The following is an 11998-nucleotide window of genomic DNA, read 5'->3' as shown; positions in this document are numbered from 1 at the left end:
TTGAGTAAGGCAAGGCTTCCACCCATTTCCAATCAAGCCAATCAACCATCCAATACAAAACGTCGTCTGAAAACCCTAAATACAGTTTTCAGACGACGTTTGACTTTATTACCTACCTTAAATCTCGCTACCGCCGACAGTCAACCCGGCATCAATCCGCAAGGTCGGTTGTCCGACGCCGACCGGCACGCTCTGCCCGTCTTTACCGCACACGCCGACACCGCTATCCAACGCGGTATCGTTGCCTATCATGGAAACATGTTTCAACACTTCAGGGCCGTTGCCGATGATGGTTGCACCTTTGACGGGATATTGCAGTTTACCGCCTTCGACCCACCACGCTTCGGATGCGCTGAAGACAAATTTGCCGCTGGTGATGTCCACTTGTCCGCCGCCGAAGTTGACGGCGTAAATGCCTTTGTCGATGGATGCGATGATTTCATCGGGTTCGTAGCCGCCGTTTTCCATGAAGGTATTGGTCATGCGCGGCATAGGGGCGGAGGCGTAGCTTTCGCGGCGGCCATTGCCGGTAGATTGCGTACCCATCAAGCGGGCGTTGGTTTCGTCCTGCATATAGCCGACTAAGATGCCGTCTTCAATCAATACGGTGCGGCGCGTTTCGTTGCCTTCATCGTCGATATTGAGCGAGCCGCGCCTGTCGGCAATATCGCCTTGGTCAACGACGGTCACGCCTTTAGCGGCAACGCGCTCGCCGATTCTGCCTGAAAAGACGCTGGTTTCTTTACGGTTGAAATCGCCTTCCAAGCCGTGTCCGACGGCTTCGTGCAGCAACACGCCAGGCCAGCCGTTGCCCAAAACGACGGTCATTTCGCCTGCGGGTGCAGGGCGGGATTCAAGATTAATCAGGGCTTGTTTGACGGCTGAATCGACAAACTGCCGCACCAAAGTTTCATCGAAATAAGCCAAGTCATAGCGTCCGCCACCGCCTGCGCTGCCCTGTTCGCGCCGGTCGCCCTGTTTGGCAATAACGGTAACGTTCAGGCGCACCATCGGACGGATGTCGGCGGCGTGTCTGCCATCAAGACGGGCGATGTAAATCATGTCGTATTCGCAGGTCAGCCCCGCCATCACTTGTACAATGCGCGGATCGGCGGCTTTGGCAAGCGTTTCCACTTTATTCAATAAGGCAACTTTGGCGGCGGAATCGAGACCGATAATGGGATTCAGCGTCGCATGGACGGATTTGCCTTGTGCAACGGACGGCACTTTGACAGAAACTTCGCCACCTGCCGCACCGATAACGCGGACGGCTTGGGCGGAACGGTTGATCGAATCGATACACAAACTGTCCGCATAGGCAAAAGCGGTTTTTTCGCCCGAAACGGCGCGCACACCCACACCCTGATCGATTTGGAAACTGCCCGATTTGACGATACCCTCTTCCAAATGCCAGCTCTCAAAAGCAGTGCGCTGGCAGTAAATGTCGGCGTAATCGACGTGATGCGCGCCGATGATGCTCAGGCTTTTGGCGAGCAGCTCGGGAGAAAGGTGATTGGCTTCGAGCAAATCGCGCTGTACGGTAGCGTAAGTTGAGTGCATGGTTTTCAGACGACCTTAAGGACTGGGGAAACTTGGGGCTTGATTATACGACATTTGTTCTTGTTCTAGTCGAATAGATAACAAGCATACTCAAGTTCCTGCTGCTGATATTACAGACGGCAGGCAAGGCAGCTTCATACCTTTACATTTTGTCTGATAGCTTGAACGGGCGGCTTGGATTGTTTTTGCACTGGGGGTCGTCTGAATTGCTTGCCTGCAAAATTCCATCCTATTCATTTGAATGAATAATCGGTTTGCCCTAGCGTGTTAAATCATGTTAGGTTATGATGTTTCTTTTAATATATAAATAGATGGCCGACAGGTCGTCTGAAACGGAGAAAAGGCATGAATGCCGTAGTGATTGCAGTAATCGTTATGCTCGTGTTGTCGCTGTCGCGCGTACACGTCGTATTGAGCCTGACTGTCGGTGCGTTCGTCGGCGGACTGGTGGCGGGAATGCCGCTGGAAAACATCGTGGATACCGCAGGCAATGTCACTCAGTCGGGGATTATTCCCGTGTTTAACGAAGGCTTGAAGGGCGGCGCGCGGATTTCTTTGTCTTATGCGATGCTCGGTGCGTTTGCGATGGCGATTACCTATTCAGGGCTGCCGCAGCAGCTTGCGGGCGGCATTATCCGCAAACTCAACAACAGTCAGGATGCCGCAAAAGGCGAGAGTTCGGTGAAATGGACGCTGCTGATGATTATTCTGGCGATGGGTATCATGAGTCAAAACGTCGTGCCTATCCATATCGCCTTCATTCCGATGATTATTCCGCCGCTTTTGCTGGTGTTTAACCGCTTGAAAGTCGACCGTCGATTGATTACTTGCGTGATTACGTTCGGATTGGTTACGACTTATATGTTCCTGCCCTTCGGCTTCGGCGCGATTTTCTTGAACGACATTCTCTTGGGCAACATCAAATCTGCGGGCATGGACATAAAAGACATCAGCGTCATGCACGCGATGGCGATTCCTGCTTTGGGCATGGTTTCGGGGCTGATTTTAGCGCTTCTCCATTACCGTAAACCGCGTTCTTATCAAACCAATACCGTTGATACCGAGGACAATCGCGAAGCATCCGAACAGCCCCAACCTTCGGCTTACCGCAGTCTGGTGGCGGCAATCGCAATCGGTGTGTGTTTTGCGATTCAGTTGATGTATGAAGATTCGCTGGTATTGGGCGCGATGCTGGGTTTTGCCGTCTTTATGATGCTCGGCGTGATGAACCGCAATGCCGCCAGTGATGTGTTTGGCGAAGGCATCAAAATGATGGCGATGGTCGGTTTCATCATGATTGCAGCGCAAGGTTTTGCGGCAGTCATGACCGCGACAGGCGAAATCAAACCGCTGGTCGAACACAGTATGCAGCTTTTCGGCGGCAATAAAGGCATGGCGGCATTTGCCATGTTGTTGGTCGGATTGTTGGTCACCATGGGCATCGGCTCTTCTTTCTCCACCTTGCCGATTATTACCGCGATTTATGTGCCGCTGTGTATCAGTCTCGGCTTCTCGCCGCTGGCAACCGTCGCCATCGTCGGCACGGCGGGGGCGTTGGGCGATGCCGGTTCGCCCGCGTCCGACTCGACGCTCGGCCCGACCATGGGTCTGAACGCCGACGGACAACACGACCACATCCGCGACTCGGTCATCCCAACCTTTATCCACTACAACATCCCGCTAATGATTGCCGGCTGGGTTGCCGCGATGGTGCTGTAAATGAGCGAAATGGACGAATTGGAACACCGCATCACCGAGCTGGAAATCCAAACCGCGCTTCAGGAAGATTTGATCGGCAGCCTGAACGATACGGTGGCGAAAATGCAGCAGACGCTGGATTTGCAGCAGGCACAGTTGAGGCTGCTTTATCAGAAAATGCAGGACAAAGGCGCAAACGGAGAGCGCGAACCTTACAGCCTGCGTGATGAGATTCCGCCGCATTATTAAAGCGGAAAAATGAAAGAAGGTCGTCTGAAAAATGGTTTTCAGACGACCTTCTTTATAGTGGATTAACAAAAATCAGGACAAAGCGACGAAGCCGCAGACAGTACAAATAGTACGGCAAGGCGAGGCAACGCCGTACTGGTTTAAAGTTAATCCACTATATTACGCCGATATCTCGACAGCTGTTGATTATTCCACTCGCTCCAACTGACTTTTATGAACATACCCTTGGGTAGCCGTATCTTTTAATTGAACGAGATACCAATCCTTACGAACGGTTTTCAATTTTTCTACTATGGCGTTGTCGTCCAAGCGTTTGATTATGTCGGCATGGGCATCCGGTTGGTTCCTAAGATTAACCTTATGGCTATCTGTGGATTTAACGATAAAATCATTATTCATAATCAACGAGTAAATACAGCCCGAATCAGGTATTTGTTTAGCCGTTGTTTTAGGAATTTTTTCAAATTTTATAAGTTTGGCAGAATAATATTTCCCATCACAAATCACCTCTGTTCCCACTTTACCCATAGTGATTTGGACCGGCTGTTTGACAGAATCTTCCTGATATTCGTAAAAATTCGGCGGAAGCACCAACTCTTTCAAAACGGCAGCTTGCTGCGATTTGCTCAAATTAAGGGATATCCGATTTTGATTCGATATTTTGGTGTCTTCAGGAATAAAGTCAAAATATAAAACCCTTTGACTCCGGACATTACCATCTAAACTATTACCCCAATAAACCCACAGCATGCCTTTTTGAGGAACGCCTTGTGCAAATGTCGGCTGAAATACGCTCAAAATAAAGCCGACAAAAATATAGTGGATTAACTTTAAACCAGTACAGCGTTGCCTCGCCTTGCCGTACTATCTGTACTGTCTGCGGCTTCGTCGCCTTGTCCTGATTTAAATTTAATCCACTATAAAATATAGAAATTGTTTATTTTTCAAAGCCATTTTCAATGATCCTCAGAATCTACTTACCAAAATTGCCCTTCATTAAGTCCGACAACGGACAATATCGTTGATTGTTTAATACATTCACAACAGAGGTCGTCTGAAAACAGTCAAGAACCGCGCAAACTTGCATTACTTCGCCAATTCTTTGTCTATTTCCTGATAAAGCTCAGCGAAATTCGGTTCGCCGACAAAGGTTTTCAGAATTTCGCCTTTTTTATTGATCAGAAAAGAAGTCGGGTAAACCTGCGTGCCAAATGCTTGGGCGGCGGCTTTATCGGCATCAAACATGACGGTAAAGGGCAAACCGTATTCTTGGACGTATTGGGTTACGCTTTCCAGCGGGTCTATCGGTTGGGCAATGCCAAGGACTTGAAACTCTTTTCCTTGATAGTCTTTGGACATTTTGATGACTTTGGGCATTTCGCTGACACAGCCCGGACAGGAAGGAAACCAAAAATTGATGAAGCTGACTTTGCCTTGCAAATTGGCGTTGGACACTGATTTGCCTTGCAGATCGGACAAAGAGAATGCAGGAGCAGGTTTGTTATCCGGAATGAGGACGATGGCGAGCAGCGCGCCGATAATAGCGACGGCGGCAATAGTAATGAGTTTTTTCATACTTCGGCGTATTGTTTTAAAAGGGTAAATAGAGGTTCAGGAATACTGATGCTCCGCCCGCTTTCTGCGCTGACAACCATCAGCGTACTTTCGGCTTCAACGGCATTTTTACCGCTGGGCAAAACGATGTTTTGGGTAAGGATAATATGACGCGAAGTCAGCTCTTTCAGACGACCTTCAAAGCGCAATATGTCGCCATCGACGGCGGCACGACGATAACGGATGTCGGTGCGGACGACCACCAGCATCAAGCCGTCGATTTCAGACAAAAACCCGTGTTCCTCAAAAAATGCCCAGCGCGCTTCTTCAAGAAATTCGAGATAGCGCGCGTTATTGACATGACCGTAGCCGTCAAGATGGTAATTGCGGACGCGGATATTCATCAGTTCAGATTGAAAGGTTGAAAAGCCTCGCGGGCGAGCGGCTCTTGCTCGAGGTCGGTAATAACGGTAGAAAGTTGGATATCAAACCATTCGTTGAAAATATCGGCATCCAAATCAGGCCACTCGCTCTCATCTTCGCACCAGTCGGCAAGTTCGGCAGCGAAAATGTCTTCAAACCGCGCCTCGATTTCGTCCCAAACTTCGTCGGCGGTTTCACACGGACGAACAAGGTAAGAATTGGCATCGGCTTGAATAGCTTCAAGGGTCAAACCATCAAGATGATTGCCGGGCAGGGTTTGCAGCCAGTTCCAAAAAGGATCGAGCGGGATGAGCAAAAAGACGCTACGATTGACTTCGTACATGATGTTTTCCTTAGTTTCAGATAAGGGAATGATATAGCAAAGGCCGTGCAAACGCCATCTTTGCCGGCTGAAGGATAGATAAGTTGGGGCAAAGCGATGTTTAAACTGCAACCCATTTTCTGCTTCATTACTTTTTTGTAAATCTGATTGCCGCTCTTTTCTCTTGTTGAATCAGCAAGTCAAACTAAGATTTGAAAAAACCTGCTTCTTCCAACACTGCATTTGCAACCAGTGTATCGGTATCTTTTCTTAATAATAAGTGCAACTCATGAAAATCTTGTTTTAAGTTGGCAACCGCTTCAGGATGTTCATACCAATAAATCATGGCTTCCGCCAATTTTTCAGGCGTGGCATCGTGTTGCAAAAGCTCTGGAACAGCACATTTGTTCAACAAAATATTGGGCAGACCGACATGCGGCACTTTAACTTTACGCTTCACATAAGCATAAGTCAGAGGCGATATTTTATAGCTGATCACCATAGGACGTTTACACAAAGCCACTTCCAGCGTTGCCGTCCCGCTGGTCACCAAAACTACATCTGCCGCGGTACAAACAGTATCTGCTTGTTTATCAACCAGCGTAATAGGAAGACCCGAGAATTGTGCAGAGGCAAGAATTTTTGATATACGACGACGGGTTGCTTGCGTAGCAACCGGCATAAGAAATTGAGCCTGCGGGTAACGTCTCAACAAAAGTAATGCTGTTTGAAAAAACACAGGAGCCATGTAATCAATTTCGCTAACACGACTGCCGGGCATCAAGGTAAATACTGGGATAGACGGTGCAACTCCCAACTGACGACGCGCAGAAGATTGATCAACATCTACAGGCATGGTTTGAGCCATCGGATGACCGACAAACTCAGCCTTACCACCGGCATCTAAATAGAGCTGTGGTTCCATTGGGAAAAGGCACAACACCCGGTTAACTTGATGAACGATTTTGTTCACCCGTTCACGCCTCCACGCCCAAACAGAAGGGCTGACATAGTGAACCGTTGGAATACCTGTTTTCTTAAGTTTCTCTTCCACCCAAAGATTAAAATCAGGTGCATCAATCCCAACAAAAACATCCGGTTTTATGCGAATAAGGTCATTAACCAGACCTTTACGGATTCTCAAGATTTCGGGCAAACGTTTAACTACCTCAACAAAGCCTCGTACTGCCAATTTTTCTTGGTCATAAAGACTTTCAAATCCTTCCACCTTCATGCGCTCGCCACCGATACCAATAAATCTTGCATCAGGACAACGTTTTTTAATCGCACAAATAAGATGTGCACCAAGCAGATCACCCGATGCCTCAGCAACACTCATTGCGATCGTAAGAGAAGTAGTCATATAAAATTATGGAATACAAAAAAGAACATAATAAGTGTAATGCTTAACAGCAAAGAAGTTCACAATCAATTTCAGTTATAGTATAGGGCTGAAAAAAACAACCTTCTATCTATAAACCTTTACTGTAAAGTAAAGAGAATAACATCAATATACTTGAGAGTATTTTAAATAGAGCTTTTAAAATATTCAGAAGATAGTTTGCATATAATAAAACACCATTTGAGAAAACAAATGGTGTTTTATTATGGTGTATTAGATTACTCGGCAGCTTCTGCTGCTTTGTCTACTAATTCAATCAATGCCAAAGGTGCATTGTCGCCTTTGCGGAAACCATATTTCAGTACACGAACATAACCGCCATTACGAGCAGCAAAACGTGGACCCAATTCATCAAACAATTTAACTACAACATCACGATCACGAGTGCGGTCAAATGCCAAACGACGGTTTGCCAAGGAAGGTTTTTTACCCAATGTAATCAAGGGCTCAACTACGCGGCGTAATTCTTTAGCTTTAGGCAAAGTTGTCACAATAGTCTCGTGAGTCAACAATGAGTTCGCCATATTACGCAGCATTGCAGCGCGATGGCTGCTTGTACGGTTTAATTTGCGGTTACCATTACGATGACGCATGTCATTATCCTTTAATCTTCAAACTTACGGCTTTTCTAAGCCTACAGGCGGCCAAGCTTCCAATTTGGAACCTAGTGTCAGACCTTTAGATGCCAACACTTCTTTGATTTCATTCAAAGATTTACGACCCAAATTCGGAGTTTTAAGAAGCTCTGTTTCAGTACGTTGAATCAAATCGCCAATATAATAAATATCTTCAGCTTTCAGACAATTAGCTGAACGTACAGTTAATTCCAAATCATCTACCGGACGCAGCAGGATAGGATCAATAGGAGGAGCTTTTTCTTCAACTTCTTCTACTGGAGTACCTTGCAAATCAGCAAAGATAGACATTTGATCAATTAAAATACGAGCGGCACTACGTACAGCTTCTTCAGGATCAATAGAACCATCAGTTTCAATATCCAAAACCAACTTATCCAAATCCGTACGCTGCTCTACGCGTGCAGGTTCAACTTCAAAGCTAACACGACTGATGGGCGAAAAGCTCGCATCCAACTGAATTGCACCAATCTGACGGTTCTCATCGCGTACAACACGACGACCGGAAACAGATTGATAGCCACGACCCTGCTCAACTTTGATTTCCATCTCAATTTGACCGTTCTCAGCCAAATGACAAATAATATGCTCAGGATTTAAAACTTCCACATCATGTGGCAATTCGATATCACCGGCAACAACCGCACCGGCACCTGATTTTTTCAAAGTTAACTGAACTTGGCCACGTCCATGTAGCTTAAATACAATACCTTTGACATTCAATAAAATATCAACAACATCTTCTTGAACACCATCAACAGTAGAGTATTCGTGCAACACACCGGAAATGACCACTTCAGTAGGAGCAAAACCATTCATGGATGACAGTAAGATACGACGCAAAGCATTACCTAAAGTATGACCAAAACCGCGCTCAAACGGCTGCATAGATACTTTTGCACGAGTTGTAGATAAAGTATCAACATCAATTTGACGAGGTTTCAAAAATTCGGTTGTGCTATTTTGCATTTAACTGTCCCTCACTGAGCTAGCATTATTTAGAGTAGAATTCTACCACCAGCTGTTCATTAATATCGCCAGTTAATTCTGAACGATCCGGCATATTTTTAAATACACCTTCCAATTTGTCTGTATCAACAGAAACCCAGCTTGGCAAACCGATTTGAGTTGCTAAACTTAAAGCTTCTTGAATACGAACTTGTTTTTTAGCTTTCTCACGAACAGCTACAACATCACCTGCTTTAACTTGGAAAGAAGGAATATTTACAACCTGACCGTTAACGGTAATTGCTTTATGAGAAACCAGCTGACGTGCTTCAGCACGAGTCGAGCCGAATCCCATGCGATATACTACATTATCCAAACGAGACTCTAACAATTGCAGCAGCAATTCACCAGTAGAGCCTTTACGTCGATCTGCTTCTGCAAAATAGCGACGGAATTGACGTTCCAAAACGCCATAAATACGACGAATCTTTTGCTTTTCACGCAATTGCAAGCCATAGTCAGACAAACGTGGTTTCTTTGCACCATGCTGACCAGGAGCTGAATCAAGTTTACATTTAGAATCCAAAGAACGACGAGCGCTCTTCAAAAATAAATCGGTGCCTTCTCGACGTGCCAATTTACATTTAGGGCCAATATAACGTGCCATGTTTCAATCACTCCTTTAAATACGACGTTTTTTAGGCGGACGGCAACCGTTATGAGGCAACGGAGTAACGTCGGTAATACTGGTAATTTTAAAACCAAGAGCGTTGAGCGCACGTACAGAAGACTCTCGACCAGGACCAGGACCTTTTATACGAACTTCTAAATTTTTAACGCCATATTCTTGGGCAACTTTACCAGCTGCTTCTGCAGCTACCTGAGCCGCAAATGGTGTACTTTTACGAGAACCTTTAAAACCAGCGCCGCCAGAGGTAGCCCAAGACAATGCATTGCCTTGACGGTCAGTGATTGTAATGATGGTATTGTTGAAAGAAGCATGTACATGCACAATACCTTCGCTTACGGTTTTACGTACTTTTTTACGTACACGCGAAGCTGTGTTTGCTTTAGCCATTAATAAAATTCCTTAAAAATTATTTTTTACCAGCAATCGCTTTACGCGGACCTTTACGGGTACGAGCATTTGTGCGAGTGCGTTGACCACGACAAGGCAAACCGCGACGATGACGGAAACCACGATAACAACCCATGTCCATCAATCGTTTGATGCTCATCGTTACTTCACGACGCAAGTCACCTTCCACTTCATATTTAGCAACTTGTTCACGCAAAGCGTCTAATTGAGCCTCGTCCAAATCTTTTGCTTTAGTAGTGGGAGCAATATTTGCTGCCTCGCAAATCAATTTAGCACGAGTAGCACCAATACCATAAATAGCCTGCAAGCCAATTACGATATGTGCATTATTAGGGATATTCACCCCTGCAATACGAGCCATATTTTTTCCTTTAAACGGCAAAGTTCGTCACTATACCACAAAGTCTTACTAAAAGAAAAGTTCCCTTAGCCTTGACGTTGTTTGTGACGAGGATCAGTACAAATTACACGAACTACTCGATTACGACGGATAATCTTACAGTTGCGGCAAATTTTCTTTACAGACGGTTGTACACGCATTATATTTCCTTATATCGTTTTATCTAGCTCGGAAGACAATCCGAGCTCGAGTTAAATCATAAGGTGTCAGTTCTACCGTCACCTTATCCCCTGGAGAGATCCGGATATAGTGCATACGCATTTTCCCGGAAATATGACCTAATACAACATGGTCATTCTCAAGCTTTACTTTAAAAGTTGCGTTAGGCAGAGTTTCAAGAATCTCCCCCTGCATTTGTATGGTATCTTCTTTAGCCATAATTCTACTTACGTGATAAAGATTTCATATCAAGACCGCTCATTAAACTCTCATATTGCTGAGTCATGCGGTAAGAGTTAATTTGGGTACTAAAGTCCATTGTCACTACAACTAAAATTAGTAAAGATGTACCACCCAAATAAAAAGGAACATTCAAAGCTGTTGTCAAGAACTCTGGAATTAAACAAATAGTTGTAATATATAACGCACCAAATAAAGTGAGACGCAACACAACCTGTTCCAGATATTGCGAAGTTTGCTTACCAGGTCGAATTCCTGGCACGAAAGCGCCACTTTTCTTCAAATTCTCCGCCATTTCTTTTGGACTAAAAACTAAGGCTGTATAAAAATAGCAGAAGAAAATAATTGCTACTGTAAATAGCAAAATATACAAAGCTTGTCCATGCTGAAGCAAACCAGCAATTTTATGCAACAAACTGCCTGTATCACTAGAACCAAACCAACTTAACAAAGTGGACGGAAACAAAATAATACTTGACGCAAAAATGGGAGGTATTACGCCTGCCATATTCAACTTAAAGGGCATATGCGTATTTGAACCCTGCATTACACCACTGCCAACTTGGCGTTTTGCATAATGCACAGGAACTTTACGCTGAGCACTTTCAAAATATACAACAATATAAATTAACAGTAACGCACCAATAACAATTGACACAGCCGTCGGCATACCAATTGCCCCTTGACTCGTTAAAGCTAATAATCTTGCGATACCGGAAGGTATACCGGCAGCAATACCAGCAGTAATAATCAAGGAAATACCATTCCCAATCCCTCGCTCTGTAATCTGCTCACCTAACCACATCAGGAACATTGTACCTGTGACTAAGCTGACTACAGTAGAAATATGGAACTCCAAAGAATTAGTAACAACCACGCCTTGCTGGAATACAAAAGTAGCTACACCAAAACTCTGTAAGATGGCCAATAGCACCGTACCATATCTTGTATATTTTGTAATAACTTTTCGACCCGCCTCTCCTTCCTTTTTTAAAGCCTTTAAAGAAGGAATAATTTCCGAGGCCAGCTGAATAATTATTGATGCTGAAATATATGGCATTATGCCAATTGCAAATATACTAAAGCGCTCTAACGAACCACCAGAAAACATGTTCAACATGCCTAGTATGCCGTTCCCAGCGCTTTCATATAATTTAGCTAAAGCAACAGCATCTACGCCGGGTACTGGGATATGAGCACCAATACGAAAAACAACTAACGCCCCTAAAAGAAACGTTAGGCGTTTTTTCAGATCTCCAAATTTGGACAAGCCTGATAAAGATTGTTGATTAGCCACTATAATGCAAGC

Annotated in this window: 16 protein-coding genes; 2 read left to right on the top strand and 14 right to left on the bottom strand. The window is 45.1% G+C overall.

Annotation, left to right across the window (positions count from 1 at the left end; all coding sequences use genetic code 11):
• Window positions 1–117: 117 nt before the first annotated feature.
• A complete protein-coding gene (gene tldD, locus DBZ16_RS09565; RefSeq protein ID WP_107813820.1) occupies window positions 118–1560 on the bottom strand; it encodes a metalloprotease TldD in 1443 nt (480 codons plus the stop codon).
• A 345-nt stretch (window positions 1561–1905) separates the two neighbouring features.
• On the opposite strand from tldD, the gene DBZ16_RS09560 reads away from it, so the two are divergent.
• On the top strand, window positions 1906–3279 hold the full coding sequence (locus tag DBZ16_RS09560; RefSeq protein WP_107813819.1) for a Na+/H+ antiporter family protein: 1374 nt from the start codon (window positions 1906–1908) through the stop codon (window positions 3277–3279).
• Entirely contained in the window at window positions 3280–3507 is a 228-nt protein-coding gene (locus DBZ16_RS09555; protein WP_003742919.1) for a SlyX family protein, read from the top strand.
• A gap of 186 nt (window positions 3508–3693) precedes the next feature.
• Here DBZ16_RS09555 and DBZ16_RS09550 read toward each other — a convergent pair whose 3' ends face one another.
• From DBZ16_RS09550 to secY, 13 genes are all read right to left on the bottom strand, one after another.
• On the bottom strand, window positions 3694–4305 hold the full coding sequence (locus DBZ16_RS09550; protein ID WP_240600339.1) for an SH3 domain-containing protein: 612 nt from the start codon (window positions 4303–4305) through the stop codon (window positions 3694–3696).
• Window positions 4306–4593: 288 nt separating this feature from the next.
• The gene (locus DBZ16_RS09545; protein WP_107813817.1) at window positions 4594–5082 is read right to left on the bottom strand and encodes a TlpA family protein disulfide reductase; all 489 of its coding nucleotides are present in this window, start codon (window positions 5080–5082) and stop codon (window positions 4594–4596) included.
• The gene (locus tag DBZ16_RS09540; protein WP_107813816.1) at window positions 5079–5465 is read right to left on the bottom strand and encodes an acyl-CoA thioesterase; all 387 of its coding nucleotides are present in this window, start codon (window positions 5463–5465) and stop codon (window positions 5079–5081) included. The genes DBZ16_RS09545 and DBZ16_RS09540 overlap by 4 nt, the downstream gene beginning before the upstream one ends.
• Complete coding sequence (locus DBZ16_RS09535; RefSeq protein ID WP_107813815.1) at window positions 5465–5827, bottom strand: VacJ; 363 nt, start codon at window positions 5825–5827, stop codon at window positions 5465–5467. Before DBZ16_RS09535 ends, DBZ16_RS09540 begins: the two co-directional genes overlap by 1 nt.
• Before the next feature lie 184 nt (window positions 5828–6011).
• Window positions 6012–7169: a lipid-A-disaccharide synthase gene (gene lpxB / locus DBZ16_RS09530; RefSeq protein WP_107813814.1), complete on the bottom strand. Its 1158-nt coding sequence runs from the start codon at window positions 7167–7169 to the stop codon at window positions 6012–6014.
• 257 nt (window positions 7170–7426) lie between these two features.
• Window positions 7427–7801, bottom strand: a complete 375-nt coding sequence (gene rplQ, locus DBZ16_RS09525; protein WP_009313013.1) for a 50S ribosomal protein L17 — start codon at window positions 7799–7801, stop codon at window positions 7427–7429.
• A gap of 24 nt (window positions 7802–7825) precedes the next feature.
• Window positions 7826–8812: a DNA-directed RNA polymerase subunit alpha gene (locus DBZ16_RS09520; protein ID WP_107813813.1), complete on the bottom strand. Its 987-nt coding sequence runs from the start codon at window positions 8810–8812 to the stop codon at window positions 7826–7828.
• Between the two features lie 25 nt (window positions 8813–8837).
• The gene (gene rpsD / locus DBZ16_RS09515) at window positions 8838–9458 is read right to left on the bottom strand and encodes a 30S ribosomal protein S4 (RefSeq protein ID WP_107813812.1); all 621 of its coding nucleotides are present in this window, start codon (window positions 9456–9458) and stop codon (window positions 8838–8840) included.
• Between the two features lie 15 nt (window positions 9459–9473).
• Window positions 9474–9869 (bottom strand): 30S ribosomal protein S11, encoded by a 396-nt coding sequence (rpsK, locus tag DBZ16_RS09510; RefSeq protein ID WP_002216249.1) that lies wholly within the window; start codon window positions 9867–9869, stop codon window positions 9474–9476.
• 19 nt (window positions 9870–9888) lie between these two features.
• Complete coding sequence (rpsM, locus tag DBZ16_RS09505) at window positions 9889–10251, bottom strand: 30S ribosomal protein S13 (protein ID WP_003749295.1); 363 nt, start codon at window positions 10249–10251, stop codon at window positions 9889–9891.
• Window positions 10252–10316: 65 nt separating this feature from the next.
• Window positions 10317–10430, bottom strand: coding sequence for a 50S ribosomal protein L36 (gene rpmJ / locus DBZ16_RS09500; protein ID WP_003697674.1), 114 nt, complete (start codon window positions 10428–10430; stop codon window positions 10317–10319).
• A gap of 19 nt (window positions 10431–10449) precedes the next feature.
• The gene (infA, locus tag DBZ16_RS09495; protein ID WP_003684714.1) at window positions 10450–10668 is read right to left on the bottom strand and encodes a translation initiation factor IF-1; all 219 of its coding nucleotides are present in this window, start codon (window positions 10666–10668) and stop codon (window positions 10450–10452) included.
• Window positions 10669–10672: 4 nt separating this feature from the next.
• A complete protein-coding gene (gene secY / locus DBZ16_RS09490; RefSeq protein WP_107813901.1) occupies window positions 10673–11986 on the bottom strand; it encodes a preprotein translocase subunit SecY in 1314 nt (437 codons plus the stop codon).
• Between the last annotated feature and the right edge of the window lie 12 nt (window positions 11987–11998).

The organism is Neisseria sicca (assembly GCF_003044565.1).
Classification (GTDB): Bacteria; Pseudomonadota; Gammaproteobacteria; order Burkholderiales; family Neisseriaceae; genus Neisseria; species Neisseria sicca_A.
This window is presented reverse-complemented; position numbering and strand designations above follow the sequence as displayed.